Origin of the sequence: Streptomyces sp. NPDC060000, from assembly GCF_042737375.1 — a bacterium.
Lineage (GTDB): Bacteria > Actinomycetota > Actinomycetes > Streptomycetales > Streptomycetaceae > Streptomyces.
The window spans coordinates 38,046-63,935 of record NZ_JBHWUU010000061.1; the positions used below are offsets into that span (position 1 = coordinate 38,046).

The 25,890-nt window shown below is 71.4% G+C and carries 27 protein-coding genes; 17 read left to right on the forward strand and 10 right to left on the reverse strand.

Annotated features, from left to right (window positions below; translation table 11 throughout):
- Window positions 1-77: 77 nt before the first annotated feature.
- The 3 genes from ACFWBB_RS28710 to ACFWBB_RS28720 all read right to left on the reverse strand — a co-directional run bounded on the left by ACFWBB_RS28710 (window position 78) and on the right by ACFWBB_RS28720 (window position 3,117).
- Window positions 78-920: a thioredoxin domain-containing protein gene (locus ACFWBB_RS28710; RefSeq protein WP_385278093.1), complete on the reverse strand. Its 843-nt coding sequence runs from the start codon at window positions 918-920 to the stop codon at window positions 78-80.
- A gap of 110 nt (window positions 921-1,030) precedes the next feature.
- Complete coding sequence (locus tag ACFWBB_RS28715; RefSeq protein ID WP_385278095.1) at window positions 1,031-1,723, reverse strand: hypothetical protein; 693 nt, start codon at window positions 1,721-1,723, stop codon at window positions 1,031-1,033.
- A 68-nt stretch (window positions 1,724-1,791) separates the two neighbouring features.
- Window positions 1,792-3,117 (reverse strand): DUF2252 domain-containing protein, encoded by a 1,326-nt coding sequence (locus ACFWBB_RS28720; RefSeq protein WP_385278097.1) that lies wholly within the window; start codon window positions 3,115-3,117, stop codon window positions 1,792-1,794.
- 214 nt (window positions 3,118-3,331) lie between these two features.
- On the opposite strand from ACFWBB_RS28720, the gene dnaE reads away from it, so the two are divergent.
- Window positions 3,332-6,871: a DNA polymerase III subunit alpha gene (gene dnaE, locus ACFWBB_RS28725; protein WP_385278099.1), complete on the forward strand. Its 3,540-nt coding sequence runs from the start codon at window positions 3,332-3,334 to the stop codon at window positions 6,869-6,871.
- Between the two features lie 120 nt (window positions 6,872-6,991).
- Here dnaE and ACFWBB_RS28730 read toward each other — a convergent pair whose 3' ends face one another.
- Window positions 6,992-7,156, reverse strand: a complete 165-nt coding sequence (locus ACFWBB_RS28730) for a hypothetical protein (protein WP_385278101.1) — start codon at window positions 7,154-7,156, stop codon at window positions 6,992-6,994.
- Window positions 7,157-7,379: 223 nt separating this feature from the next.
- On the opposite strand from ACFWBB_RS28730, the gene ACFWBB_RS28735 reads away from it, so the two are divergent.
- The 4 genes from ACFWBB_RS28735 to ACFWBB_RS28750 all read left to right on the forward strand — a co-directional run bounded on the left by ACFWBB_RS28735 (window position 7,380) and on the right by ACFWBB_RS28750 (window position 11,335).
- Window positions 7,380-8,603 (forward strand): NYN domain-containing protein, encoded by a 1,224-nt coding sequence (locus tag ACFWBB_RS28735; protein WP_385278103.1) that lies wholly within the window; start codon window positions 7,380-7,382, stop codon window positions 8,601-8,603.
- Window positions 8,604-8,666: 63 nt separating this feature from the next.
- The gene (locus ACFWBB_RS28740) at window positions 8,667-9,686 is read left to right on the forward strand and encodes an ABC transporter ATP-binding protein (protein ID WP_385278105.1); all 1,020 of its coding nucleotides are present in this window, start codon (window positions 8,667-8,669) and stop codon (window positions 9,684-9,686) included.
- A gap of 100 nt (window positions 9,687-9,786) precedes the next feature.
- The gene (locus ACFWBB_RS28745) at window positions 9,787-10,611 is read left to right on the forward strand and encodes an ABC transporter permease (RefSeq protein WP_385278107.1); all 825 of its coding nucleotides are present in this window, start codon (window positions 9,787-9,789) and stop codon (window positions 10,609-10,611) included.
- A 34-nt stretch (window positions 10,612-10,645) separates the two neighbouring features.
- Window positions 10,646-11,335, forward strand: a complete 690-nt coding sequence (locus ACFWBB_RS28750; RefSeq protein WP_385278109.1) for a DUF2567 domain-containing protein — start codon at window positions 10,646-10,648, stop codon at window positions 11,333-11,335.
- A 134-nt stretch (window positions 11,336-11,469) separates the two neighbouring features.
- On the opposite strand, the gene ybaK is transcribed toward ACFWBB_RS28750, so the two are convergent.
- The 4 genes from ybaK to ACFWBB_RS28770 form a co-directional block, all read right to left on the reverse strand.
- The gene (ybaK, locus tag ACFWBB_RS28755) at window positions 11,470-11,976 is read right to left on the reverse strand and encodes a Cys-tRNA(Pro) deacylase (protein WP_385278111.1); all 507 of its coding nucleotides are present in this window, start codon (window positions 11,974-11,976) and stop codon (window positions 11,470-11,472) included.
- A gap of 19 nt (window positions 11,977-11,995) precedes the next feature.
- The gene (locus ACFWBB_RS28760) at window positions 11,996-12,736 is read right to left on the reverse strand and encodes an LON peptidase substrate-binding domain-containing protein (RefSeq protein ID WP_385278113.1); all 741 of its coding nucleotides are present in this window, start codon (window positions 12,734-12,736) and stop codon (window positions 11,996-11,998) included.
- An 11-nt stretch (window positions 12,737-12,747) separates the two neighbouring features.
- Window positions 12,748-13,782, reverse strand: coding sequence for a hypothetical protein (locus ACFWBB_RS28765; RefSeq protein WP_385278115.1), 1,035 nt, complete (start codon window positions 13,780-13,782; stop codon window positions 12,748-12,750).
- 135 nt (window positions 13,783-13,917) lie between these two features.
- Window positions 13,918-15,507, reverse strand: a complete 1,590-nt coding sequence (locus ACFWBB_RS28770; protein WP_385278117.1) for an oxidoreductase — start codon at window positions 15,505-15,507, stop codon at window positions 13,918-13,920.
- 167 nt (window positions 15,508-15,674) lie between these two features.
- On the opposite strand from ACFWBB_RS28770, the gene hisD reads away from it, so the two are divergent.
- The 8 genes from hisD to hisF are packed head-to-tail and all read left to right on the forward strand — an operon-like array spanning window position 15,675 to window position 21,438.
- Window positions 15,675-17,000: a histidinol dehydrogenase gene (gene hisD / locus ACFWBB_RS28775; protein WP_385278119.1), complete on the forward strand. Its 1,326-nt coding sequence runs from the start codon at window positions 15,675-15,677 to the stop codon at window positions 16,998-17,000.
- Window positions 16,997-18,136, forward strand: a complete 1,140-nt coding sequence (locus ACFWBB_RS28780) for a histidinol-phosphate transaminase (protein ID WP_385278121.1) — start codon at window positions 16,997-16,999, stop codon at window positions 18,134-18,136. The genes hisD and ACFWBB_RS28780 overlap by 4 nt, the downstream gene beginning before the upstream one ends.
- The gene (gene hisB / locus ACFWBB_RS28785; RefSeq protein WP_385278123.1) at window positions 18,133-18,735 is read left to right on the forward strand and encodes an imidazoleglycerol-phosphate dehydratase HisB; all 603 of its coding nucleotides are present in this window, start codon (window positions 18,133-18,135) and stop codon (window positions 18,733-18,735) included. The genes ACFWBB_RS28780 and hisB overlap by 4 nt, the downstream gene beginning before the upstream one ends.
- Before the next feature lie 4 nt (window positions 18,736-18,739).
- Window positions 18,740-18,904 carry a hypothetical protein gene (locus ACFWBB_RS28790; protein ID WP_189916770.1) on the forward strand — a complete coding sequence of 55 codons (165 nt, stop codon included), beginning with the start codon at window positions 18,740-18,742 and terminating at the stop codon, window positions 18,902-18,904.
- Window positions 18,901-19,554 carry an imidazole glycerol phosphate synthase subunit HisH gene (hisH, locus tag ACFWBB_RS28795; protein ID WP_385278125.1) on the forward strand — a complete coding sequence of 218 codons (654 nt, stop codon included), beginning with the start codon at window positions 18,901-18,903 and terminating at the stop codon, window positions 19,552-19,554. The genes ACFWBB_RS28790 and hisH overlap by 4 nt, the downstream gene beginning before the upstream one ends.
- Entirely contained in the window at window positions 19,551-20,276 is a 726-nt protein-coding gene (priA, locus tag ACFWBB_RS28800; RefSeq protein ID WP_385278127.1) for a bifunctional 1-(5-phosphoribosyl)-5-((5-phosphoribosylamino)methylideneamino)imidazole-4-carboxamide isomerase/phosphoribosylanthranilate isomerase PriA, read from the forward strand. Before hisH ends, priA begins: the two co-directional genes overlap by 4 nt.
- On the forward strand, window positions 20,273-20,686 hold the full coding sequence (locus tag ACFWBB_RS28805; protein ID WP_385278129.1) for a RidA family protein: 414 nt from the start codon (window positions 20,273-20,275) through the stop codon (window positions 20,684-20,686). Before priA ends, ACFWBB_RS28805 begins: the two co-directional genes overlap by 4 nt.
- Window positions 20,683-21,438: an imidazole glycerol phosphate synthase subunit HisF gene (gene hisF / locus ACFWBB_RS28810; protein WP_385278131.1), complete on the forward strand. Its 756-nt coding sequence runs from the start codon at window positions 20,683-20,685 to the stop codon at window positions 21,436-21,438. Before ACFWBB_RS28805 ends, hisF begins: the two co-directional genes overlap by 4 nt.
- A 25-nt stretch (window positions 21,439-21,463) precedes the next feature.
- On the opposite strand, the gene ACFWBB_RS28815 is transcribed toward hisF, so the two are convergent.
- Together ACFWBB_RS28815 and ACFWBB_RS28820 are read right to left on the reverse strand one after the other, a co-directional pair.
- Window positions 21,464-21,862, reverse strand: coding sequence for a VOC family protein (locus tag ACFWBB_RS28815; RefSeq protein WP_385278133.1), 399 nt, complete (start codon window positions 21,860-21,862; stop codon window positions 21,464-21,466).
- A gap of 12 nt (window positions 21,863-21,874) precedes the next feature.
- Window positions 21,875-22,510, reverse strand: a complete 636-nt coding sequence (locus ACFWBB_RS28820) for a TIGR03085 family metal-binding protein (RefSeq protein WP_385278135.1) — start codon at window positions 22,508-22,510, stop codon at window positions 21,875-21,877.
- Window positions 22,511-22,638: 128 nt separating this feature from the next.
- On the opposite strand from ACFWBB_RS28820, the gene hisI reads away from it, so the two are divergent.
- The 4 genes from hisI (at window position 22,639) to ACFWBB_RS28840 (ending at window position 25,741) form a co-directional block, all read left to right on the forward strand.
- Window positions 22,639-23,028, forward strand: a complete 390-nt coding sequence (gene hisI / locus ACFWBB_RS28825) for a phosphoribosyl-AMP cyclohydrolase (protein WP_385278137.1) — start codon at window positions 22,639-22,641, stop codon at window positions 23,026-23,028.
- Between the two features lie 11 nt (window positions 23,029-23,039).
- Window positions 23,040-24,569, forward strand: a complete 1,530-nt coding sequence (locus ACFWBB_RS28830) for an anthranilate synthase component I (RefSeq protein WP_385278139.1) — start codon at window positions 23,040-23,042, stop codon at window positions 24,567-24,569.
- A 51-nt stretch (window positions 24,570-24,620) separates the two neighbouring features.
- Window positions 24,621-25,271, forward strand: a complete 651-nt coding sequence (locus ACFWBB_RS28835) for a TIGR02234 family membrane protein (protein WP_385278141.1) — start codon at window positions 24,621-24,623, stop codon at window positions 25,269-25,271.
- 212 nt (window positions 25,272-25,483) lie between these two features.
- The gene (locus ACFWBB_RS28840; protein ID WP_385278143.1) at window positions 25,484-25,741 is read left to right on the forward strand and encodes an HGxxPAAW family protein; all 258 of its coding nucleotides are present in this window, start codon (window positions 25,484-25,486) and stop codon (window positions 25,739-25,741) included.
- Window positions 25,742-25,890 lie beyond the last annotated feature (149 nt).

Consider the following 25,890-nt stretch of genomic DNA (forward strand, 5'->3'; position numbering starts at 1 on the left):
GAGGTTGGGGCGAAGTGCAACTCAAAATCGGCAGCACACGGGGAAGTGGCTTGATCCTGCGGGCATGTGACGGTCGCCTACCCCTTGAGGGCCGCCGTGATCGCCGTGGTGAAGTCGGCGACCGTCATCGGGGCGTTCTGGCCGCCGGAGTCGGTGAGCTTCTTGCCGTCCATGACCAGGGTCGGGGTGCCGCTGACGTCGTCCTTATTTGTGTCGAACGTCTTCGACATGGCTAGCGCCCACGCGTCGTAGGTGCCGCTCTTGACGGCGCTCCGGAACTTCGCGTTGCCCTTCAGGGCAGGGACCGTATCGGCGACCTCGATGAGGTAGCTGTCGCTCTTGAACTTGTCTTCCGACTCGTCCGGGTGCCACTTCGCGGAGTAGAGCGCCGTCTTGTACTCCAGGAAGGCCTCCCCGCTCACGTTCAGAGCCGCGCCCATGGCGCTCATCGCGTTCTTGGAGCCTTCGCCGCGTGACCCGATCGTGCCGTCCTTGAGCTGGTCGCCGTCCAGGAACGTGCCGCCGATGTACTGGATCTTGAACTTGCCGGCGTCGAAGTCCGTCTTGACCGTGGGACCGACGGCCTGCTCGAACGAGGCGCAGACCGGGCAGCGTGGGTCCTCGTACATCTTGAGGACCTTCTTGGCCGTGCTCTTGCCGAGAGTGACCACCGTGCCGTTCGTGCCCGACGTGTTGGCGGGGGCGATGACCTTGGCGTCCTTGGCCTCTTCCCAGTAGCTCGGCTTGTTCGCCTGGACGACGGCGTAACCTATGCCGCCGGCCAGGGCGAGCACGCCGACGACCGAGCAGGCGACGATGATCTGCCGCCTGACCTTGGACCGCTTGGCCTCGCGCTCACGCTCGATGCGCAGCCGCTCCCGGGCCGCCGTCTTCGCCTGCGCGCTGTTCCGCTTGCTCATGGTGTTCTCCAAAGGGGACGCGCACTCGTCGTACGCGGAAGTTCGTGTGGGGACTGAAAGACCGAGGTGGTGCTCGGGTGACCGGGCCTGCGCAGACGTCGAGGGTCTGTTCAGACCGCGGCGAGCGAGCACGGCGGTCCACGCCGTCCCAAGGAGTGCACGAGAATCCGCTCGCGGACGGTGGTCGACCGGCGAACGGGCCGCGGCAGGCGGCGGGCCGCCGGGGCGCGTCGTACGGTCACGGCGGCGACGGCCAGCAGCAGCGGCCGGAAGGTGGTCGCGCCCGCCGCTCGCAGCAGCTGGGCCAGCGCCCGCTCGCCCCGGCGCAGCCAGGCGGCCGCGATCAGGCCGACGCACAGGTGCGCGCCGAGCAGCAGCCACGCGGCGGCCGGGTCGGGGTGGGCGAGGAGCCCGCCCAGCTGGTCGGTGTCGGTGCCGGTGACCTGGGCCAGCGGGGTGCCGACGGGTGTGCCGTCGCCGCACAGCACGTCCCAGCCGACCGAGGCCAGCGGGCCGGCGACCGGGCCGCCCGCACGGCCGTAGCAGACGTGCTGGCCGGTGGTGAAGACGGTGTCGGCCGCCAGCTCCAGCGGGATCAGCAGGGCGGCGATCCGCCCGAAGCCGCACTCGCGGCCGGCGAGGGCGTACGCGAGGGCGAACACGGCGGCCGCGACGGCGGCCACCGTGTTGAGCGGCAGCGGGGCCCGGGACAGCAGCACGTGCGACGCGGTGCTGAGCGTCACGACGCATGCCGTGAACAGCGCCGCGCGTACGGCTCTGAGGCGGGTCCCGGATATGTCCATAGCGGAGGAGAGTGTGTCACGTGCTCCCGTAGGAGACCCCTAAAGGGTCCCTGTGAGAAGGCGGACCGTCACAGACCTGGAATCCGGCCGTTGCGGAAGAGGTCGACGAAGATCTGGTGGTCGGTACGCGCGCGTGCGCCGTAGGCGTGCGCGAAGTCGACCAGGAGCGGCGCGAAGCCGTCCTCGTCGGCCGCGATCGCCGCGTCGATGGCCCGCTCGGTGGAGAAGGGCACCAGGGACTCGCCGGAGGTGTCGTCCGCCGCCGCGTGCATCGTGGCCGTGGCCCGGCCCAGGTCGGCGACGACGCCCGCGATCTCCTCCGGGTCGTCGATGTCGCCCCAGTCCAGGTCGACCGCGTACGGCGAGACCTCGGCGACCAGCTGGCCGGCGCCGCCGAGCTCGGTCCAGCCCAGCCACGGGTCGGCGTGCTGCTGGAGGGCACGCTGGGAGATCACCGTGCGGTGGCCCTCGTGCTGGAAGTAGTCGCGGATCGCCGGGTCCGTGATGTGCCGGGAGACGGCCGGCGTCTGGGCCTGCTTGATGTAGATCACGACGTCGTTCTCCAGGGCGTCGCTGTGGCCCTCGAGGAGGATGTTGTACGACGGCAGACCGGCCGAGCCGATGCCGATGCCCCGGCGGCCGACGACGTCCTTCACGCGGTAGGAGTCGGGGCGGGTCAGGGAGGTCTCCGGCAGCGTCTCCAGATAGCCGTCGAAGGCCGCGAGCACCTTGTAGCGGGTGGCCGCGTCCAGCTCGATGGAGCCGCCGCCCGCCGCGAAGCGGCGCTCGAAGTCACGGATCTCCGTCATCGAGTCCAGCAGCCCGAAGCGGGTCAGCGACCGGGCGTCGCGCAGCGCGTCGAGCAGCGGGCCCTGCGCGGTGTCCAGGGTGAAGGGCGGCACCTCGTCGCTCTTGGCGCCGGTGGCCAGCGCGTGGATCCGCTCCCGGTACGCGCCCGCGTACACCTCCACCAGCTCGCTGATCTGCTCGTCGCCGAGCGCCTTCGCGTACCCGATGAGGGCGATGGAGGCGGAGAAGCGCTTCAGGTCCCAGGTGAAGGGGCCGACGTACGCCTCGTCGAAGTCGTTGACGTTGAAGATCAGCCGGCCTGTCGCGTCCATGTACGTGCCGAAGTTCTCCGCGTGCAGGTCGCCGTGGATCCACACGCGCGAGGTGCGCTCGTCCAGGAACGGGCCGCCCCGCTTCTCGGCGTCGACATCGTGGTAGAAGAGGCCCGCGGTACCCCGGTAGAACGCGAACGCCGAGGCCGCCATCTTCCGGAACTTCACTCGGAACGCGGCCGGGTCGGCGGCCAGGAGCTCGCCGAACGCGGTGTCGAAGACGGCGAGGATCTCCTCGCCGCGGTGCTCGTCGTTGAGCTGCGGGACCGACATCGCTGGGTGCCTCCTGGTGCATGCATGTACGACAGCGTTTCTGTCGTCTTCAACGGGCCGGGTCACGCGAAAGTGCCCGTGACCCTCGCTGTGAAGGTACGCGGGGATGCGGCTCGGGTGTCAGTGCCGAGGCATAGACTTCGACGCTGTCCCCCGGACCGTCCCCAACCCGTGGGACACCTGTCGACGCTCGTTTCCCTTGGAGGCCGCAGCCGTGTCAAAGCCGCCGTTCACGCACCTGCACGTCCACACCCAGTACTCGCTGCTGGACGGTGCCGCGCGGCTGAAGGACATGTTCGACGCGTGCAACGAGATGGGCATGACCCATATCGCCATGTCCGACCACGGCAACCTGCACGGGGCGTACGACTTCTTCCACACCGCGAAGAAGGCCGGAGTCACCCCGATCATCGGGATCGAGGCGTATGTCGCCCCCGAGTCGCGGCGCAACAAGCGCAAGATCCAGTGGGGCCAGCCGCACCAGAAGCGCGACGACGTCTCCGGTTCCGGTGGCTACACCCACAAGACGATCTGGGCGGCCAACGCGACGGGCCTGCACAACCTCTTCCGGCTCTCCTCGGACGCGTACGCCGAGGGCTGGCTCCAGAAGTGGCCCCGGATGGACAAGGAGACGATCTCCCAGTGGTCCGAGGGGCTGATCGCCTCCACCGGCTGCCCCTCCGGCGAGCTCCAGACCCGACTGCGCCTCGGCCAGTTCGACGAGGCGCTGAAGGCGGCCTCCGAGTACCAGGACATCTTCGGCAAGGACCGGTACTTCCTGGAGCTGATGGACCACGGCATCGAGATCGAGAGCCGGGTCCGCGCCGGCCTCCTGGAGATCGGCAAGAAGCTCGGCATCCCGCCGCTGGTCACCAACGACTCGCACTACACGTACGCGCACGAGGCGACCGCGCACGACGCGCTGCTGTGCATCCAGACCGGCAAGAACCTCTCCGATCCGGACCGCTTCCGCTTCGACGGGACCGGCTACTACCTGAAGTCCACGGACGAGATGTACGCCATCGACTCCTCGGACGCCTGGCAGGAGGGCTGCGCCAACACCCTCCTGGTGGCCGAGCAGATCGACACCACCGGCATGTTCGAGGCCAGGAACCTCATGCCGAAGTTCGACATCCCGGACGGCTTCACCGAGGTCACCTGGTTCAAGGAGGAGGTCCGCCGGGGCATGGACCGCCGCTTCCCGGGCGGTGTCCCCGAGGACCGGCAGAAGCAGGTCGAGTACGAGATGGACGTCATCATCCAGATGGGGTTCCCGGGCTACTTCCTCGTCGTCGCCGACTTCATCATGTGGGCGAAGAACCAGGGCATCGCGGTCGGTCCGGGGCGCGGTTCCGCGGCCGGCTCGATCGTCGCCTACGCGATGGGCATCACCGACCTCGACCCGATCCCGCACGGCCTGATCTTCGAGCGGTTCCTCAACCCCGAGCGCGTCTCCATGCCCGATGTCGACATCGACTTCGACGAGCGCAGGCGCGTCGAGGTGATCCGCTACGTGACGGAGAAGTACGGTGCCGACAAGGTCGCCATGATCGGCACCTACGGCAAGATCAAGGCGAAGAACGCCATCAAGGACTCCGCGCGCGTGCTGGGCTACCCGTACGCGATGGGCGACCGGCTCACCAAGGCCATGCCCGCCGACGTCCTGGGCAAGGGCATCGACCTCAACGGCATCACCGACCCCTCGCACCCCCGCTACAGCGAGGCGGGCGAGATCCGCGCGATGTACGAGAACGAGCCGGACGTCAAGAAGGTCATCGACACCGCCAAGGGCGTCGAGGGCCTGGTCCGGCAGATGGGTGTGCACGCCGCCGGCGTGATCATGTCCAGCGAGCCCATCGTCGACCACGCCCCCATCTGGGTGCGGCACACGGACGGCGTGACCATCACCCAGTGGGACTACCCGCAGTGCGAGTCGCTCGGCCTGCTGAAGATGGACTTCCTGGGCCTGCGCAACCTGACGATCATGGACGACGCCGTCAAGATGGTGAAGTCCAACAAGGGCGTCGACCTCGACCTGCTGGCACTGCCGCTCGACGATCCGAAGACCTTCGAACTGCTCCAGCGCGGCGAGACCCTCGGCGTCTTCCAGTTCGACGGCGGCCCCATGCGCTCGCTGCTGCGCCTGATGAAGCCCGACAACTTCGAAGACATCTCCGCCGTCTCGGCGCTCTACCGTCCGGGCCCGATGGGCATGGACTCGCACACCAACTACGCGCTGCGCAAGAACAAGCTCCAGGAGATCACCCCGATCCACAAGGAGCTGGAGGAGCCCCTCGAAGAGGTCCTGGCCGTGACCTACGGCCTGATCGTCTACCAGGAGCAGGTGCAGAAGGCCGCCCAGATCATCGCCGGGTACTCGCTCGGCGAGGCCGACATCCTCCGCCGCGTGATGGGCAAGAAGAAGCCCGACGAGCTGGCGAAGAACTTCACCATCTTCCAGGCGGGCGCGAAGAGGAACGGCTACAGCGACGAGGCGATCAAGGCCCTGTGGGACGTCCTGGTGCCCTTCGCCGGCTACGCCTTCAACAAGGCGCACTCCGCCGCGTACGGCCTGGTCTCGTACTGGACCGCCTACCTCAAGGCGAACCACCCCGCCGAGTACATGGCCGGGCTGCTCACCTCGGTCAAGGACGACAAGGACAAGTCGGCCGTCTACCTCAACGAGTGCCGGCGCATGGGCATCAAGGTGCTCCCGCCGAACGTCAACGAGTCGGTGCACAACTTCGCCGCGCAGGGCGACGACGTGATCCTCTTCGGCCTCGAAGCCGTGCGCAACGTCGGCACCAACGTGGTGGAGTCGATCATCAGGAGCCGCAAGGCCAAGGGGAAGTACGCCTCCTTCCCCGACTACCTCGACAAGGTCGAGGCGGTCGCCTGCAACAAACGCACCACGGAGTCGCTGATCAAGGCGGGCGCGTTCGACACCCTGGGGCACACCCGCAAGGGTCTCACCGCGCACTTCGAGCCGATGATCGACAACGTGGTCGCGGTCAAGCGCAAGGAGGCCGAGGGCCAGTTCGACCTCTTCGGCGGCATGGGCGAGGAGGAGACCAGCGAGCCCGGCTTCGGACTCGACGTCGAGTTCACGACCGACGAGTGGGAGAAGACGTATCTGCTCGCCCAGGAGCGGGAGATGCTCGGCCTGTACGTCTCCGACCACCCGCTGTTCGGCCTGGAGCACGTGCTGTCCGACAAGGCCGACGCGGGCATCGCCCAGCTCACCGGGGGTGAACACGCGGACGGCGCGGTCGTCACCATCGGTGGCATCATCTCCGGTCTCCAGCGCAAGATGACCAAGCAGGGCAACGCCTGGGCGATCGCCACCGTGGAGGACCTCGCGGGCTCCATCGAGTGCATGTTCTTCCCGGCTACCTACCAACTCGTCTCGACCCAACTCGTCGAGGACGCCGTCGTCTTCGTCAAGGGCCGCCTCGACAAGCGGGAGGACGTGCCGCGGCTCGTGGCCATGGAGCTCCAGGTCCCGGACCTGTCGAACGCGGGCACCAACGCGCCCGTGATCCTCACCATCCCGGCCACCCGGGTCACCCCGCCGATGATCAACCGCCTCGGGGAGATCCTCACCCACCACCGGGGTGACAGCGAGGTCCGGATCAGGCTCCAGGGCCCGACCAGGACGACCGTCCTGCGGCTCGACCGGCACCGGGTCAAGCCCGACCCCGCGCTGTTCGGCGATCTGAAGGTGCTGCTCGGCCCGGCCTGCCTGGCCGGCTGATCGCGGGAGACGACGGGGAAGACACGTGCGAGGGGCGCATCCGGTACCGGATGCGCCCCTCGGTGCGTCCGCCGCAACGGTCCGTCGCGCGGGGGCAGTTGCGGACGTCGGTCGCGGACGTCAGTTGTGGCCGAAGCGCTTCTGCCGGCCCTTGCGGGCGACGTCGGCGGGCGTCACCTGCGCGATGCGCTGCTCGACCTGCGACTCCATCGACGACTGCTGTGCCGCCTGCTGACCACGCTCGGACTGCGGCTGTTTACGATCCTGCTTCTTGTTCTTGGCCATGGTGATCTGCCTCCTGCGGGGGATCTGGGGGCCAGAGACGGGACCAGATTCACATAGGCTGACTTACGACGCATTTCGGATAATTACCGTCTGTAACAGGAGTTGTCAGAGCGCAAGCCCCGAAACGCCACGCCGAAGATCGAGTTCCGGCCGTTAACCCCCGCGCAGTCGGGCAGACTCGAAGCAAGCTCGAAGCAAACCTCCCGGAAAGAGGGTGAGTCGTGTGGACCGCTGCATCGTCCTGGTGGACGCCGGGTATCTGCTGGGGGCCGCCGCCAGTCTCCTCGCCGGAGAGCCCTCGCGATCGAGGATCACCGTCGACCACTCCGCCCTCGTCCAGGGCCTGCGAGAACAGGCCGAGTCGGAGACCGAGCGGCCGCTGTTGCGCATCTACTGGTTCGACGGCGCCCCGGACCGCGTCCCCCAGCCCGAACACCGCAGACTGCGGGTGATGCCCCGGGTGACCGTCCGGCTGGGCGCGCTGACCCGCAGCGACGGCCGCTGGGCCCAGAAGGGCGTCGACGCCGCCATGCACGCCGAGCTGACCGAGCTGGCCCGCAACCGCGCCTGCTCCGACGTCGTGCTCGTCACCGGCGACGGCGATCTGCTGCCCGGCATGATGGCCGCCAAGGAGCACGGCGTAGCCGTCCACCTGTGGGCCGTCCAGGCCGCCGACGGCGACTACAACCAGTCCGAGGACCTGGTCGCCGAGGCCGACGAACGGCGCGTCCTGGACCGCAACTGGATCACCAAGGCCGTACGCGCCAAGGAACTCGGCGGGATCTGCGCGCCGCCGCCCGCGACCCGGCCCGAGATCACCGCGATCCTCTCGGCGCCGCTGCCCGACTCCGGCCTCGCCCCCGCCACCGAGCGGAGCGCCGAGGAGGCCGAGCACGCCTCGGCCGCCGGCGCCTCCGAGCACGGCGTCCAGGAGCGGGTGCCCACCCCCAAAGGAGGCGTGCCGACCCCCAAGGACCTGGCCGTGCTGCGCGCACCCGGCGCCCAGCCCCCCCAGCACCCCACCACCGCGACCCTGCGCTGGTCCTCCGACAAGGGCTGGGTCGAACGCCCCGGGATTGCCTCCGAACCCTCCGAGGTCGCCGCGATGCCGACCCTGGCGCAGCTCACCACGGCGGAACAGCGGTGGGCCGACCGTGAGGAGGACATCACCACCGTCGGCGGCGACCCCTACGAGGTGGGGCAGGTCTTCGCCCGCCGGTGGATGGGCCGTCTCGGCGAACAGGGCCAGCTGCAGAAGCTGTCGGGCATGTACCCGCGGATCCCGCACCGCATCGACGGCGAGCTGCTGAGATACGCGGCGCGCTTCGGACTGCTCGCGCACAAGGACGACCAGATCGACGAACACGACCGGTACGCCATCCGGGCGGGTTTCTGGCGCGAGATCGACGTACGGACGACCGCCGACCACGCTCCGGCAGGGGACTGAACGGGCTGTCCGGGACGCCCCCGACGGCGACCGGCGGTCCGTGACCCCGTAGTCTCGTCCTTTGTGAGTACGCGCGCGGCACCGCCCATTCGGCACGGGGACGAGGTCGTATGTGCCGTGCGCGGGCTGACCAAGACCTACCCGGCGGTCCGCGGCCGGCGCGGCACTCCCGCGACACCCGAGGTCCGGGCCACCGACGACGTACGGCTGGACATCCGGCGCGGTGAGATCTTCGGGCTGCTCGGGCCGAACGGCGCCGGCAAGACCACTCTCGTACGGCAGATGACCGGGCTGATGCGCCCCGACTCGGGCAGCGTGGAGATCCTCGGGCACGACATCGTGCGCCACCCCGACCGGGCCGCGCGGATCCTCGCCTACCTCGGGCAGGAGTCCACCGCCCTCGACGAACTCACCGTCTCGCTGGCCGCCGAGACCACCGGACGGCTGCGCGGCCTCGACGTGCGCACGGCCCGCCGGGAGCGCGACGCCGTCCTCGACGAGCTGGGGCTCACGCCGATCGCCGGGCGGCCGCTGCGCAAGCTGTCCGGCGGACAGCGGCGACTCGCCTGCTTCGCCACCGCGCTGGTGGGCGAGCGGCCCCTGCTCGTGCTGGACGAGCCGACCACCGGAATGGACCCGGTGGCCCGGCGGGCCGTGTGGGCCTCCGTGGACCGGCGGCGGGCCGAGCGCGGGGCGACCGTGCTGCTCGTCACCCACAACGTCATCGAGGCGGAGACCGTCCTCGACCGGGTCGCCGTCCTCGACCAGGGCCGGGTCATCGCCTGCGACACCCCCGCCGGGCTCAAGGAGCAGGTCGCCGATGAGGTGCGGGTCGAGCTGGTGTGGCGGGAGCGGGCGCCGCTGGAGGTGCCCGAGGTCGCCGCGCTGCGCGAGCGGGCCGTGGAATCGGGCCGCCGCTGGACGCTGCGGCTGGCACCCGAGGAGGCCCGCGCGGTCGTCGCCACCGTCACCGGCGGGGCCGCCTTCGCCGCCCTCGACGACTTCACGCTGGCCACACCGAGCCTGGAGGACGTCTATCTGGCGCTGGGCGGGGCGGCACGGCAGGGCCTGGTACGAGCATGAGAGCGGCGAGCGCGAGAGCGTGCGGCGCCGAGGTGAGTGCGCGGGACTCCGGGTCCGTATGGGACGGTATGGGAACCGCAGGGAAGAGGAGCAGCGTCACGTGAGTGTCGTACCCGCCGAGGTTCTGCCGGGCGGCGCCCGGGCCGCCACCCGGACGGCGCCCCGCGCCGCCGCCGAGCTGGCTCCCCGCGCGCGGCTGTGGCCGTCGCTCGCGGCCGTCTACCGGGCACAGCTGTCCCGCGCGCGGGTGGCGCGCATCCCGCTGCTGTTCGTGGCGACCTTCCAGTCGGTCGGCATCCTGATCATGATGCGCGGAGTGGTGGACGGCGGCCGTGAGGCCGAGGCCGTCGTGGCGGGCTCCGCGGTCCTCGTCGTCGCGTTCGTCGCGCTGAACCTGCTCGCGCAGTACTTCGGGCAGCTGCGCGCGAGCGGGGGACTGGACCACTACGCGACCCTTCCGGTGCCGCCGGCGGCCGTGGTGCTGGGGGCGGCGGGGGCGTACGCGTCCTTCACCGTGCCGGGCACCCTGGTGACCGCGGTATTCGGGTGCGTGCTGTTCGGGCTGCCGTTCACCCATCTGTGGGTGCTCGTGGCGGTGATCCCGCTGGCCGGCGCCGCGCTGTCCGGGCTCGGCGCGGCCTTCGGGCTGCTCGCGCCGCGGCCGGAGCTGGCCACCGTACTGGGGCAGCTCGGCATGTCGGCGGCGCTGCTGCTGGGCGTGCTGCCGCCGGACCGGATGCCGGAGGTGGTGCGCTTCGCCCGCGACCTGCTGCCGTCGACGTACGGGGTCGAGGCCTTCGCCCGGACCTTCCGGGCCAGTCCCGACTGGGCGTTCGTCCTCGGTGACCTCGCCGTGTGCGCGGGTGTCGGCGTCGCGTCGCTGGCAGTCGCCACCTGGGCGTACCGCCGGGCCGCCGTCCGGTGACGCGCCGCTCGGGCGGGCCTGGCACGATGTCAGGGTGACCGCACCGCTGACTCCGCCCCCACCACCGCACGAACCGTCTCCGCACGCGGCCTGGCCGCCGTCGCCCGGCGGGTACGCGGGGGTGGCCGCCGGGCCCCACGACGTCGCGTACGGACAGGACGGGCCTGGCATGAAGACCGAACTGCGGGAAGCCGCCGTGATCACGGTGGCGGTCGCGGTCGCCGGGGCGCTGCTCGGGCTGCTGTGGGTGTGGCTGGCGCCGAAGGTGCCGCTCGTCGGTGATCTGGTGGACGACAACTGGGTCGTCTACTTCAAGGACACCGAGGGGGAACAGGCGATCGGCGTGGACGGCACGTTCACGCTGCTGGCCCTGGCGTGCGGTGCGGTGAGCGCGGTGGCGGTGTTCCTCTGGCGACGGCGTGGCGGGGTGCCGCTGGTGGTCGCTCTCGGTCTCGGGGGGTTCCTCGGGTCGCTGCTGGCGTGGCGGCTGGGGGTGTGGCTGGGGCCCGGGTCCGATGTGATCGCGCACGCGCAGGCGGCGGGCAAGGGGGTCACGTTCTCCGCGCCGTTGAAGCTGGGGGCGAAGGGGGCGTTGCTGGCGTGGTCGTTCGCGGCGGTGCTGGTGCATCTGGGGCTCACGGCGTTGTTCGGGCCCCGGGATCCTGATCCGTATCAGGCACATGTCGGGGTGCCGAAGGACGGGTACGGGGCGCCGATGGCGTAAGGGCCTTTCCCCGCCCCCGCTGCCGCCGCCCATTCCAGTTCCCGTCCCCGGGGGCTGTGCCCCCGGACCTCCCTTTCGGCCTGCACCGCCTCGTCCTCGATCGCCCCCGGAGGGGGCACGCCCGGACGGGCTGTTCATGCGCGGGCGATAGGGGACAGCACCGCCCCGGTGAGCCTGGCCAGGTCCTCGGGGGAGAGCTCGACCTCCAGGCCCCTCCTGCCCGCCGACACGCAGACGGTGGGGTGGGTCGTGGCCGAGGCGTCCAGGACCGTGGGGAGTTTCCTGCGCTGGCCGAGGGGGGAGATGCCGCCCCGGACGTAGCCCGTGGTGCGTTCCGCCAGGGCCGGGTCGGCCATCGCCGCCCGTTTTCCGCCCACCGCCGACGCCAGGGCCTTCAGGTCCAGGGAGCCGGCCACCGGGACCACGGCCACCGTCAGGGCGCCGTCCACCTCCGCGACCAGGGTCTTGAAGACCCGGTCGGGGGAGACGCCCATCACCTCGGCCGCCTCCTCGCCGTAGGACGGGTGGCCCGGGTCGTGGTCGTAGGCGTGGACCGTGAAGTCCGCGCCCGCCGCGGTCAGGGCCACGGTCGCGGGCGTGCCCGCGGACTGCTGCTGTTGCTTCCTCGGCTTCTTCGCCATGCGGGCCTTCCCGGTGACGTCAGTTGAGACTCGTCGGGCCGCGCGTCAGTTCCGACGCGGGCAGCGAGGGCAGGCTGCGGATGATCGCCGTCTCGGCGCGCAGCAGGTTCAGCTCGTCCCGCAGCCGGGAGGCCGTGTCGGGCGCCTGGAGCAGGCGCTGCTTGGACGGGGTGTCCAGCATCATCGCGGCCGCCACCAGGTACGACACCACCGACGGGTCGTCCGGGAGGTCGGCGCCGGTGGCGAGTGAGCGTTCGCGGGCGCCTGCCAGACGCTTCTGGTACTGACGGAAGGCGCGCAGCACGCCCTCCGCGAGGGCGCCCGCCTCGTCGCCCGGCTCCTCGGGCAGTTCCTGGAGCTCGGCCGTCAGAAACGGGCCCGACGCGTCCACCGACAGCAGCTTCACGCGGGTCGTGCCCGTCGCCAGCACCTCGAAGGTGCCGTCGGCGCGCTCGCGGATCGTCGCCGCGTCGGCCACGCAGCCCACGTCGTGGAACGCCTTGAGCGGGGCGTCGCCGAAGCCGGCCGCGGGGCCGCGTTCGGGCAGCGCGGTCGGGTCGGGCAGGCCCGGGGAGCTGGCTGCCACCTCGTGGCCGTCGCGGATGGCCACGACGGCGAACCGGCGCGATTCGTCCTCGGGGGTCTTCAACAGGTCGCGCATCATGGCGCGATAGCGCTCCTCGAAGATGTTGAGCGGGAGCACGAGTCCCGGGAACAACACCGAGTTCAGGGGGAAGAGCGGCAGGCGGACGGTGGTCACGACGCAGAAGCCTAGTGGTCCGTGGGGCGGGCTCGTTCGCCGTGCCCATTCCCTGGATGCCACGGAGGCCGCGCGGACGGCCCGGAGCGCACTTCCTCGCGCACCGCCAGGAAGTGGCCGAGCGGGTCGTCCGACAGCCGGCCCCACGGGAAGGACGTGGCGTAAGGGCCGATCAGGCGCAGTTGGGCGAGGGCGTCGTCGCGGCGGTCCAGGCGGACCAGGACGTACGTCAGCACGTTGCGGATCTCGGCCGGCCACGGGTCGACCGACGGGAAGCGGGCGGAGAGCGCGATGGCGCGGTCGGCGGCCGCGTCCAGCCGCTCGCGCGGCACCTCGGGCCCGCAGCCGTCGGTCAGGTACGCGAAGGCGGCCCGCGCCGGCAGCGCCTGGACGAGGGAGCCGGCCGGCGCGTCCTGCGCGGCCCGGTCGGCGAAGTCGAAGCACTCCCGGTGGGAGCCGTGCCACGACTCGGCCAGGTAGCGCTTGGCGGCCACATGGCAGCCGTAGTGGTGCGGGGCGCGGCGGACCGCCGCCTCCCACAGCTCGCCGAAGTACTTGTGCCCGGCCCGCGTACCGCGCGCGTGGTCCAGGGCGATCCGCCACGGCACCGGGTCGCGGACGTCGCTCTGCGCGGCCGCCGTGATCAGCGGACTCACCTCGCGCAGCAGCTCGGCCCGGGCCGGCGACCGCCAGGCCCGGTCCACCGCGAGCTGGGCGGCGACCAGCAGGACGTCCGGGTCGCGCGGGGCGGCGGCACGCCACTCCTCGAACCACTCCGAACGTGAGTGTGCGAAGGACGCCAGCCGGGTCGCGTACCGGTCTCGGTACTCCCACTCGGCCCGTTCCCGGGTGTGGGCCATCAGCTGGGCGGCGGGAGCGTAGGCGCCCAGGCCGGCGGCGACCAGGGCGGGACCGAGACGGTCGTCGGGCACGTCGAGGAGCACCTCGTCGTCGGTGGGGAGCCCGGCGGCGCTGTGGGGGGCGGCGGCGTTCCGTGTCGTCCGGGAGGCCCGGGAGACGCGGATGAACGGGGGCAGCAGAGCCATGGTCCGCCCATTGAAAAGCCGCAGGTTCAGATTGCGCCAGAGGGTTCGAGTACCTTCACGAAAGTTGTACACAGTCCGGTCAAGGGGCGGTAAAGGCCACCGTGCGCCGACTGCCGGTGACCGGCGGCCCGCCGGTCAGCCCCGGCGCAGCAGTCGTGTCGCCCCCGCCGCCACCGTCGTCGCCAGGATCCAGCCCAGCAGGATCAGCGCCGCCGACAGCCACTGCCAGCCGCCGCTCAGCTGCCACTGGCCGACCTGTCCCAGGTCGATGACCGGCAGCAGCAGATCGAGGGCGAAGAGGGACGGATTCCAGGGCGGGTGCCCGTCGCGGTTGACGGGTGGATGCGCGGCGTGCCCGAAGGCCAGCGAACTCGCCGCCCACAGCACCGCCATCCACACCGCCGCCCGGCCCGGCCGGTAGCCGTACGCGACCGTCCAGTCCTGTACGTAGCCCCAGAGCTTCGCGGCCGGCGGCAGGGTCTCGCGCCGCCGCCGCTGTTTGGCGAGCAGTACCTCGCGGGCGTCCTCGTCCTCCCCGCCCGCCCGCAGCACGGTCGCCAGCCGTTCGTACGGCTCCGGGGCGTACTCGGCGGTCGCCGCGGCCACCCAGCGCAGCCGCTCGGCCAGCGGGAACGGGCCCTGCGGCACCAGGTTCTCGTACGCGAAGCCGCCCATGTGCACACTGCCGGGGCCCGGCCAGGCGCTCGCCCGGTCCACCAGGTTGATCACCCGGGCGCCCGACAGCACCACCTTGCCGCGCCCCGGCCGCTCCCCGAGGAAGCGCAGCTCGGGCGTCTGTACCCGGCGCAGCGACAGTTCCTGGTCCTCCGTGAACACGAACCGGGCCCGCTCCAGGTCGACGGCGTCCCCGAACCGCCCGTCGTCCAGGCGTATCCCGCCCCGGCACTCGAAGCGCTGGATGCGTGTCCCGCGCGCGGGTGTCGTGCCGCTCAGCGCCTGGCCGCCGACGCCGGCGGGGGTCAGGTACAGCGAGCGCTCCACCGTCAGCTGTGGCGCGTTCAGCGCGAGCCGCGTGTAGGGGTTGGCCAGCCGAGCCCCGCGCAGGCTCAGCGACACGCCGATCTTGGCGCTGCGCAGACTCAGTTCGCCGTGCGATTCGAGCAGCTCGGCCTGGAGATCCTGGCCGACCGTCATGCCGTCGGCGGCGATCGAGCGGCCGGACCGGTCGCGGTAGACGATCGCCTGGTTGAGCAGCAGGTCGGTGCCGATGTGCGCGTCGGTGAGCCGGACGCCGTTGTGGAAGCGGCAGCGGGGGAGGTGCAGATCGCCCTCGGTGTGCACCCGGGCCGCCTCCAGGCGCGGCACCGAGCAGTCCACCATCCGCAGCGTCGTGAACCGAGCCTCGGGCAGCAGTACCTCCCGCTCGAACCGGCAGCGCTTCATCTCCAGGTACGGCACCACCGTGCCGCCCGCGAGATCCAGGGTGCCGCTGACCTGCACGCCCACCAGTTTCAGCGAGGGGACCCGGCCGGCCAGCGCGGGAGGCCCGGCCAGCAGCAGCCAGGCGACGATCCGCGCCCGCACGGTCCGCGACTCACCCCACGGATGGCCACCGTGCGGGTCGTCGACGACCGTGTCCCCGCTGCTCAGGTCGTACACGCTGCCGTTGCGGAAGGCCTGCCACATGCCGGCCTCGGCGGCGGTCAGGTCGTCCGGCAGATCTCCCGCGTCGTCTCCTGTACGGATGCCGGCCCCCTCGGTCACTCCACGCACCCCTTCCGTCACTCGCGGGTGTCGCACAGCTGTTCATGCCCGGTGAGCGACCCCCGAACGCTAGACCCGAAGGGGATCTTCCGGATTCCGGCCAGGTTCTGTATCAGCCATTGATACGCGCGAACGACGCCCGATCCCGGTCTGAGAGAATTGACCCTGTGATCTCCCGAATCGATCTGCGCGGCGACGCCCTCCCCGAGGGCCCCGCCCTGCGCGACCTGCTGCCCCGAGCCGACTTCGACGTCTCGGCCGCCCTGGAGAAGGTGCGTCCGATCTGCGAGGCCGTGCATCATCGGGGCGACGCGGCGCTGATCGACTTCGCGGAGAAGTTCGACGGGGTGCGGCTGGAATCCGTACGCGTTCCCGCGCGGGCGATCACGGACGCGCTGGAGCAGCTCGACCCGGCCGTGCGCGCGGCCCTGGAGGAGTCCATCCGCCGCGCCCGTCTCGTCCACCGCGCGCAGCGCCGTACGACGCACACGACCCAGGTCGTGCCCGGCGGATCCGTGACCGAGAAGTGGGTGCCCGTCGAGCGGGTCGGGCTGTACGCGCCCGGCGGCCGGTCGGTCTACCCGTCCTCCGTGATCATGAACGTCGTCCCGGCCCAGGAGGCCGGCGTCGGGTCGATCGCGCTCGCCTCCCCGGCGCAGGCCGAGTTCGGCGGCCTTCCGCACCCGACGATCCTCGCCGCGTGCGCCCTGCTCGGCGTCGACGAGGTGTACGCGGCCGGTGGCGCGACCGCCGTCGCGATGTTCGCGCACGGCACCGAGTCCTGCGCGCCCGCGAACATGGTCACCGGCCCCGGCAACATCTGGGTCGCCGCCGCCAAGCGCTACTTCGCCGGCAAGATCGGGATCGACGCCGAGGCCGGACCGACCGAGATCGCCGTCCTCGCGGACTCCACGGCCGACCCCGTGCACGTCGCCGCCGACCTGATCAGCCAGGCCGAACACGACCCGCTCGCGGCCGCCGTCCTGGTCACCGACTCCGTCGAGCTGGCGGACGCGGTCGCGAAGGAACTGGAGCCGCAGGTCGCGGCCACCCGGCACGTCGAGGACCGGATCGTCCCGGCGCTCGCCGGCCGGCAGTCGGCGATCGTGCTGGTCGACGGCGTCGACGAGGGCCTGCGGGTGGTCGACGCGTACGGCGCCGAACACCTGGAGATCCAGACGGCCGACGCCGCCGCGGTGGCCGAACGGGTGAAGAACGCGGGTGCGATCTTCGTCGGGCCCTGGGCGCCGGTCTCCCTCGGCGACTACGCGGCCGGATCCAACCACGTGCTCCCGACGGGCGGCTGCGCCTGCCACTCCTCCGGGCTGTCCGTGCAGTCCTTCCTCCGGGGCATCCACATCGTCGACTACACGCGGGACGCGCTGGCCGAGGTCGCGCACCACGTGGTGACGCTGGCGGAGGCGGAGGACCTGCCGGCCCACGGGGCGGCGATCAAGGCGCGGTTCGACTGGAAGGTACCGACGGGCAAGTGAGCTTCGGAATCGACGATCTCCCCGTACGGGACGAGCTGCGCGGCAAGTCCCCCTACGGCGCGCCCCAACTGGACGTCCCCGTACGGCTGAACACCAACGAGAACCCCTACCCGCTGCCCGAGCCGCTGGTCGAGCGGATCGCGGAGCGGGTGCGCGAGGCGGCCCGCGACCTCAACCGGTACCCGGACCGGGACGCCGTCGAGCTGCGTACCCAACTCGCGAAGTACCTGACCGACACGGCCGGGTACGAGGTCGGCCCGGCCGAAGTCTGGGCGGCGAACGGCTCCAACGAGGTCATCCAGCAGCTGCTCCAGACCTTCGGCGGGCCCGGCCGTACCGCGATCGGCTTCGAGCCGTCGTACTCGATGCACGGGCTCATCGCGCGCGGCACGGGCACCGGATGGATCTCCGGTCCGCGCAACGAGGACTTCACCATCGACCTGGCGGCGGCCGAGCGGGCCATCGCCGAGCACCGGCCCGACGTCCTCTTCATCACCACCCCCAACAACCCCACCGGCACCGCGGTCCCGGCCGAGACGGTCCTCGCGCTGTACCAGGCCGCGCAGACCGCCAAACCGTCGATGGTGGTCGTGGACGAGGCCTACATCGAGTTCAGCCACGGCGACTCACTGCTGCCGCTGCTCGAAGGTCGGCCGAATCTCGTCGTCTCACGCACCATGTCGAAGGCCTTCGGCGCGGCCGGCCTGCGCCTCGGCTACCTCGCCGCGCACCCCGCGGTCGTGGACGCCGTCCAGCTCGTCCGGCTGCCGTACCACCTGTCGGCCGTCACCCAGGCGACCGCGCTGGCCGCCCTGGAGCACACCGACACGCTGCTCAAGTACGTCGAGCAGCTCAAGTCGGAGCGCGACCGGCTGGTGGACGAACTGCTAGCGATCGGCTACGAGGTCACGGCGTCCGACGCCAACTTCGTGCAGTTCGGCCGGTTCGCGGACGCCCACCGGGTCTGGCAGCAGATCCTCGACCGCGGGGTGCTCGTCCGGGACAACGGTGTGCCGGGCTGGCTGCGGGTCACCGCCGGAACCCCCGAAGAGAACGACGCGTTCCTCCACGCGGTCCGTGAGTTGAAGTGTCTTGTGGGGGACACCCCCACACCCCCGAAGGAGCAGAGCGCATGACTCGCGAAGGCCGTATCGGAAGAATCGAGCGCACGACGAAGGAGACGTCGGTCCTCGTCGAGATCAACCTCGACGGCACCGGCAAGGTCGACGTGTCGACCGGCGTCGGCTTCTACGACCACATGCTGGACCAGCTCGGCCGGCACGGTCTGTTCGACCTGACCGTGAAGACCGACGGCGACCTGCACATCGACTCCCACCACACCATCGAGGACACCGCCCTCGCGCTCGGCGCCGCCTTCAAGCAGGCCCTCGGCGACAAGGTGGGCATCTACCGCTTCGGCAACTGCACGGTCCCGCTGGACGAGTCCCTCGCCCAGGTCACCGTCGACCTCTCCGGCCGTCCCTACCTCGTGCACACCGAGCCCGAGAAGATGGCGCCGATGATCGGCGAGTACGACACCACGATGACCCGGCACATCCTGGAGTCCTTCGTGGCCCAGGCACAGATCGCGCTGCACGTGCACGTGCCCTACGGGCGCAACGCGCACCACATCGTGGAGTGCCAGTTCAAGGCGCTGGCCCGGGCCCTGCGCTACGCCGCCGAGCGCGACCCGCGCGCGGCCGGCATCCTCCCCTCCACGAAGGGCGCACTGTAAAGCCATGAGCGGACTGTCGACCGTCCTGATCGTCGTCGGCCTCTTCCTGGCCGGAGGCATCTACTCCTTCGTCAAGCAGCAGATGCCGAAGAGCCTGATCGTGCTGCTCTCGATCGGCGCCGCGATGTGTCTCCTCGCCGGCGTCGTGCGGCTGGAGGTGTGGAATTGAGCGCCGCCCCGAAAAGCCCGAAGAAGGTCGTCGTCTTCGACTACGGCTTCGGCAACGTCCGCTCCGCCGAACGCGCCCTCGCGCGCACCGGGGCCGACGTCGAGATCACCCGTGACTTCGACACGGCCATGAACGCCGACGGGCTGCTGGTGCCGGGCGTCGGCGCCTTCGCCGCCTGTATGCGCGGCCTGAAGGAGGCCCGCGGCGACTGGATCATCGGCCGCAGGCTGTCCGGCGGGCGCCCGGTGATGGGCATCTGCGTCGGCATGCAGATCCTGTTCGCCCGCGGCATCGAGCACGGTGTGGAGACCGAGGGCCTCGACGAGTGGCCCGGCGCGGTCGAGCCGCTCCAGGCCGAGATCGTGCCCCACATGGGCTGGAACACCGTCGAAGCCCCGGCAGGCTCCGAGCTCTTCGCCGGACTGGACACGGACGCGCGCTTCTACTTCGTGCACTCCTACGCCGTCCAGGACTGGTCCTTCGATGTGCACAACCCGCTCCTGCGCGCGCCGAAGGTGACCTGGTCCACGCACGGCAAGCCGTTCGTGGCCGCCGTGGAGAACGGCGCCCTGTGGGCCACGCAGTTCCACCCCGAGAAGTCCGGCGACGCCGGAGCCCAGCTCCTCACCAACTGGATCGGAACACTGTGAGCAAGCTCGAACTCCTCCCCGCCGTCGACGTCCGCGACGGCCAGGCCGTCCGCCTCGTACACGGCGAGTCGGGCACCGAGACCTCCTACGGCTCCCCGCTCGAGGCCGCCCTCGCCTGGCAGCGCTCGGGCGCCGAGTGGCTGCACCTGGTCGACCTGGACGCCGCGTTCGGCACCGGCGACAACCGCGCGCTCATCGCCGAGGTCGCGGGCGCGATGGACATCAGGGTGGAGCTCTCCGGCGGCATCCGCGACGACGACACCCTCGCCGCCGCGCTGGCCACCGGCTGCACCCGGGTGAACCTCGGCACGGCCGCCCTGGAGACGCCCGAGTGGGTCGCCAAGGTCATCGCCGAGCACGGCGACAAGATCGCCGTCGGCCTGGACGTCCGGGGCACGACCCTGCGCGGCCGCGGCTGGACCCGCGACGGCGGCGACCTCTACGAGACGCTGGCACGCCTCGACAAGGAGGGCTGCGCGCGTTACGTCGTCACCGACATCGCCAAGGACGGCACCCTCCAGGGCCCGAACCTGGAGCTGCTGAGGAACGTGTGCGCCGTGACGGACCGCCCGGTCGTGGCGTCCGGCGGTGTCTCGTCCCTCGACGACCTGCGCGCCATCGCCGAACTGGTACCCCTCGGCGTCGAGGGCTCCATCGTCGGCAAGGCCCTGTACGCCAAGGCGTTCACCCTGGAAGAGGCCCTGGAGGCGGTCGCCAAGTGAGCGAACTGCGACGCGTCGCGACCGGCGCGCCCTGGGAGGAGACCTTCGGGTACTCCCGCGCGGTGGAGCTGCCGAACGGCCTGGTGCTGGTTTCCGGCTGCACCTCGATCGTGGACGGCGAGATCGCCGGCGGCGGCCCGTACGAACAAGCGGTCAACGCCTTCAACGTCGCGTTCGCGGCCCTGGAACAGCTGGGCCTGGGGCGCGACGACGTCGTGCGCACGCGCATGTACATCACCCACGCGCGGGACGTGGACGACGTCGGACGCGCTCACAAGGAGCTGTTCGACTCGATCCGGCCCGCCGCGTCCATGGTCATCGTCGCCGGCCTCGTGGACCCCAGCCTGGTCGTCGAGGTCGAGGTGGAGGCGTTCCGCCCCGACGGAGGAAACAGGGAGCCCGCAGCATGACGCTCGCCGTACGAGTCATCCCCTGCCTCGACGTGGACAACGGCCGGGTCGTCAAGGGCGTCAACTTCCAGAACCTGCGCGACGCGGGCGACCCCGTCGAGATGGCCAAGGTGTACGACGCCGAGGGCGCCGACGAGCTGACGTTCCTGGACATCACCGCCTCGTCGGGCAACCGCGAGACGACCTACGACGTGGTGCGCCGCACCGCCGAACAGGTGTTCATCCCGCTCACCGTCGGCGGCGGGGTGCGCACGCCCGAGGACGTCGACAAGCTGCTGCGGGCCGGCGCGGACAAGGTGGGCGTCAACACGGCGGCCATCGCCCGCCCGGAGCTGATCAAGGAGATCGCCGAGCGGTTCGGCAGCCAGGTGCTGGTGCTGTCGGTGGACGCCCGGCGGACCCCCGCGGGGACCTTCGAGGTGACGACCCACGGCGGCCGCAAGGGCACCGGCATCGACGCGATCGAGTGGGCGCACCGGGCGGCCGAGCTGGGCGCCGGAGAGATCCTGCTCAACTCGATGGACGCGGACGGCACCAAGGACGGCTACGACCTGGAGATGATCGCCGCCGTCCGGGGGCACGTGAAGGTCCCGGTGATCGCCTCCGGCGGCGCCGGCAAGCTCGCCGACTTCGCGCCGGCCGTCGAGGCGGGCGCGGACGCGGTGCTCGCCGCGTCGGTGTTCCACTTCGGCGACCTGCGGATCGGCGAGGTCAAGAACGCGCTGCGGGAGACCGGTCACCCCGTGCGCTGAGCTCAGGTCACCCCGTGCGCTGAGCTCACTCCTTCGGCTGAACCAGCTGCACCAGGTTGCCCACCGTGTCGTCCAGGACGGCCGCGACGACCGGACCCTGGTCCTGCGGAGGGTGGGTGAAGCGCACACCCAACCGGCGCAGCCGCTCGTACTCCGCCTGGATGTCGTCGACGGAGAAGACGATGCACGGCAGCCCCGCCTCCCGCAGCGCCGCGCGGTAGGGCTCCGCGATGGGGCCCCGGCCGGGCTCCAGCAGCAGCTGGAGATCCTGCTGGGCCCCGTCCGGCGCGCCCACGGTGACGAGCAGCGTGCCCCCGCCGAGGTCCATGTGCAGACGCGTCTCGAAGCCCAGGACCTCCGTGTAGAAGGCGTGGGCCTTCGTGACGTCGTCGACGTACACGCCCGTCATGGCCACCTTGATCATGCCCGGGCCCTCTCAGATGCCGAGCTGCTTGCCACTGTGCAGCCGGGCGATCGCGTCCTTCTCGCCCTCCAGCTCCACCTCGGCGGCGCTCTGCCGGCCGTACAGGAACAACAGCAGTTCCGACGGCTCCCCGGTGGCCGTCACCACGGGAGTGCCCCGGTTGGCGACCGCCGTACGGCCGTCCGGGCGGCGCAGCACCAGTCCGGTCGGGGTGCCGCGGCCCATCAGGCGCGCGGTGCGCTCCAGACGGGTCCACAGGGCGTCCTGGAAGACCGGGTCGAGGCCGCGCGGCGTCCAGTCGGGCCGGGCGCGCCGGACGTCCTCGGTGTGCACGTAGAACTCGATCGTGTTGGACGCCTCGTCGAGCTGCTTGAGCTGGAAGGGCGAGAAGCGCGGCGGACCCGTGCGGATGAGCTGGATCAGTTCCTCGTACGGCTTGGCGGCGAACTCCTCCATCACCCTGTCCAGGCGCGACGCGAGCTGCTTGATCAGGATGCCCCCTGCGGCGTCCGGGCGGCGCTCGCGCACCACCACGTGCGCCGCCAGGTCGCGGGTCCGCCAGCCCTCGCAGAGGGTCGGGGCCTCGGGGCCCGCCGTCTCCAAGAGGTCAGCGAGCAGGAGCCGTTCACGCTTGGCGAAAGTCGACATGCAGTCAGCCTACGACTGCGTACGGGGTCCGCCCACCCGTCGCCCCCCACCGAGGCCCACCGTTGCCGCTCCTTCCAATCGGTGGACACGGCCCGTCACTGTCAGTGGCGCGCGGCACAATGGCGGACATGACCAGCACGCCGCCCAGCAACCTCCACCCCGAGATCGCCGCGCGCCTCAAGCGCAGCGCCGACGGGCTCGTCCCCGCCATCGCCCAGCAGTACGACACCGGTGAGGTGCTCATGCTCGGCTGGATGGACGACGAGGCACTGCACCGCACGCTCACCACCGGCCGCTGCACCTACTGGTCGCGCAGCCGCCGGGAGTACTGGGTCAAGGGCGACACCTCGGGCCACTTCCAGTGGGTCAGGTCCGTCGCCCTCGACTGCGACGCCGACACCGTGCTCGTCAAGGTCGACCAGGTCGGCGCCGCCTGCCACACCGGCGCGCGCACCTGCTTCGACGCCGATGTGCTGATCGAGAACGCCGATTCCGGCGTACCCGCCACGGATCAGTAAGGTCAGCCGCCATGGACCTCGAGACGTTCCGCAAGCTGGCCACCGACCGCCGCGTCATTCCGGTCACCCGCAAGCTCCTCGCCGACGGTGACACCCCGGTCGCGCTCTACCGCAAGCTCGCCGCCGAGCGCACCGGCACCTTCCTGCTGGAGTCCGCGGAGAACGGCCGTACGGCATTTCAGTGGTCCAGGTACTCCTTCGTGGGCGTCCGCTCCGCCGCCACCCTCACCGCGCTCGACGGCGAGGCCCACTGGCTCGGCACCCCGCCCGTCGGCGTCCCGCAGGACGGCGACCCGCTCGCCGCCCTGCGAGCCACCATCGAGACCCTCCACACCCCCCACCAGGAGGGTCTGCCGCCCTTCACCGGCGGCATGGTCGGCTACCTCGGCTACGACATCGTGCGCCGCCTGGAGAAGATCGGCCCCGGCGGCCGCGACGACCTGGAGCTGCCCGAGCTGACCATGCTCCTGACCAGCGACCTCGCCGTCATGGACCACTGGGAGGGCTCCGTCCTGCTGATCGCCAACGCGATCAACCACAACGACCTGGACACCGGCGTAGACGAGGCCTACACGGACGCGATGGCCCGGCTGGACGCGATGGAGGCCGACCTCTCCCGCCCGGTCGCCCAGCCTCCGGCCGTCCTCCCGCCCTCCGAACTCCCCGAGTACAGCGCCCTGTGGGGCGGCCCCGACTTCCGGGAGGCCGTCGAGGACATCAAGGAGCGCATCCGGGCCGGCGAGGCCTTCCAGGTCGTCCCCTCGCAGCGCTTCGAGACGGCGTGCACGGCGAGCGCGCTGGACGTCTACCGGGTGCTGCGGGCGACGAACCCGTCGCCGTACATGTACCTGTTCCGCTTCGACGGCTTCGACGTGGTGGGCTCCTCCCCGGAGGCCCTGGTCAAGGTCGAGGACGGCCACGCCATGGTCCACCCCATCGCCGGCACCCGGCACCGCGGGGCCACCCCGCAGGAGGACCAGGCACTCGCCGACGAACTGCTCGCCGACCCCAAGGAGCGCGCCGAGCACCTCATGCTCGTCGACCTCGGCCGCAACGACCTGGGCCGGGTCTGCGAACCGGGCTCGGTCGAGGTCGTCGACTTCATGTCCGTCGAACGGTACTCGCACGTGATGCACATCGTCTCGACGGTCACCGGGAAGGTCGCGGCGGGCCGCACCGCCTTCGACGTCCTCACCGCCTGCTTCCCGGCCGGCACCCTCTCCGGCGCCCCCAAGCCGCGCGCCATGCAGATCATCGACGAACTGGAGCCGTCCCGGCGCGGTCTGTACGGCGGCTGCGTGGGCTACCTGGACTTCGCGGGCGACTCCGACACCGCCATCGCCATCCGCACGGCCCTCCTGCGCGACGGCACCGCCTACGTCCAGGCCGGTGCGGGCATCGTCGCCGACTCCGACCCGGTCGCCGAGGACCAGGAGTGCCGCAACAAGGCGGCGGCGGTCCTGCGCGCCGTCCACACCGCCAACCGGCTGGCCGATCGGGCCGCTTCCGGACAGCCGGCCGTGGCGCGATCTCGCGGATAGGACGCGTCTCACGTGAACCCGGGTGACGGTTCGCACGGGGTTCAGGCGATAGTGGAGTACGTGACTGCTGTTCCGCACCCCCGATCCGATGCCGCCGCCCCCGCCGGGTCCGGCCGCCGCAGCCTCGCGCTCGCCCTGCTGTTCGGTGCGCTGGGCTCGGCCGTGACCCTGCTCTCCACCCGGCAGCTCTGGTCGGAGGGCAAGGCCACGGTGGCCGGCGGCGCCTTCCCCCTGACCGCCAGGGGCAGCGACGTCACGGGCGTGCCCGCGGCGCTCGCCATAGCGGCCCTCGCCGCGCTGGTCGCCGTGTTCGCCGTCCGCAGGAGCGGCCGCTTCGCGGTCTCCGCCCTGCTCGCGCTCTCCGGCGCCGGCATCATGACCGCCGCTCTGCTCGGCGCCACCGACGGCTCCGCGCTCGACGAGCAGGCCGCGCGGGCCTCCGGCGACACCTCCGCCACCGTCGCCTCGTTCAGCCACACCGCCTGGCCCTACGTCGCGGCCGCGGGCGGCGCCCTGATCCTCCTGGCCGGCCTCCTCGCCCTGCGCTACGGCCGCCTGTGGCCCACGATGTCCGGCCGCTACGAACGCGACGGCGCCCCGCGCCCCCGGCGCGCGGCCAAGCCGGTCGACCCGGACCGGCCCGAGGACATCTGGAAGGCCCTGGACCGGGGCGAGGACCCGACGGGCGCGGATCCGGCCTGAGCAACCCGGGCCTCCCGCGCGGTACCCCGCCCGTGCACGGCCCGTGCGCGGTCCGGTACGTGCCGGGCCCCTCTCCGGCCGAGCGGTTCCCGATGTGGCGAATCAGACGCGATCCGAAGCCACCCCCGCGTCCGGTGCGTCCGGGGGTACGGGACAATGGACGAGGAGCGTCCGGCTCGGACGGACACAGAGACAGCAATGAGGAGCAAGTCATGGCGGGCAGCAGCCACGGACACACCCCGGCCGCCTGGACCGGTGTCATCATCGCCTTCATCGGTTTCACCGTCGCGGGCGCGTTCATGGTGATGGCCGAGCCGATCGGCTTCTGGGCCGGCATGGCGATCGTGGCCCTCGGTGGTGTCGTCGGCGGCATCATGCGCGCGATGGGCCTCGGCATGCCGCGGGACGCCCACCCGGTGCACCAGGTCACGGCGACCGCGACCCGCGAGCCGGCGGGCGCCGAGGGCTGAGCCCCGTACGACTTCCCCAGGACCGCGTGAGGGGGGGGCCGGGGAAAACCCGCCCCCCCCCCCCCCCCCGGGGGCCCCCCCCGGGGCCCCAACGACGCCGGGGACCCCCCCCAAAACCCGGGGGCGCCCCCCCCCCCCCCCCCCCCCCC

Excerpts from the sequence above, each read along its gene's own strand:
- ACFWBB_RS28715 (WP_385278095.1), bottom strand. The coding sequence starts at position 1,723 with ATGGACATATCCGGGACCCGCCTCAGAGCCGTACGCGCGGCGCTGTTC.
- ACFWBB_RS28790 (WP_189916770.1), top strand. The coding sequence starts at position 18,740 with ATGAGCGGACTGTCGACCGTCCTGATCGTCGTCGGCCTCTTCCTGGCC.
- hisF (WP_385278131.1), top strand. The coding sequence starts at position 20,683 with ATGACGCTCGCCGTACGAGTCATCCCCTGCCTCGACGTGGACAACGGC.
- ACFWBB_RS28720 (WP_385278097.1), bottom strand. The coding sequence starts at position 3,117 with ATGTCGGTCCCGCAGCTCAACGACGAGCACCGCGGCGAGGAGATCCTC.
- ACFWBB_RS28815 (WP_385278133.1), bottom strand. The coding sequence starts at position 21,862 with ATGATCAAGGTGGCCATGACGGGCGTGTACGTCGACGACGTCACGAAG.
- ACFWBB_RS28830 (WP_385278139.1), top strand. The coding sequence starts at position 23,040 with ATGGACCTCGAGACGTTCCGCAAGCTGGCCACCGACCGCCGCGTCATT.
- hisB (WP_385278123.1), top strand. The coding sequence starts at position 18,133 with ATGACTCGCGAAGGCCGTATCGGAAGAATCGAGCGCACGACGAAGGAG.
- ybaK (WP_385278111.1), bottom strand. The coding sequence starts at position 11,976 with ATGGCGAAGAAGCCGAGGAAGCAACAGCAGCAGTCCGCGGGCACGCCC.
- ACFWBB_RS28840 (WP_385278143.1), top strand. The coding sequence starts at position 25,484 with ATGGCGGGCAGCAGCCACGGACACACCCCGGCCGCCTGGACCGGTGTC.
- ACFWBB_RS28710 (WP_385278093.1), bottom strand. The coding sequence starts at position 920 with ATGAGCAAGCGGAACAGCGCGCAGGCGAAGACGGCGGCCCGGGAGCGG.
- ACFWBB_RS28730 (WP_385278101.1), bottom strand. The coding sequence starts at position 7,156 with ATGGCCAAGAACAAGAAGCAGGATCGTAAACAGCCGCAGTCCGAGCGT.
- ACFWBB_RS28765 (WP_385278115.1), bottom strand. The coding sequence starts at position 13,782 with ATGGCTCTGCTGCCCCCGTTCATCCGCGTCTCCCGGGCCTCCCGGACG.
- hisI (WP_385278137.1), top strand. The coding sequence starts at position 22,639 with ATGACCAGCACGCCGCCCAGCAACCTCCACCCCGAGATCGCCGCGCGC.
- ACFWBB_RS28820 (WP_385278135.1), bottom strand. The coding sequence starts at position 22,510 with ATGTCGACTTTCGCCAAGCGTGAACGGCTCCTGCTCGCTGACCTCTTG.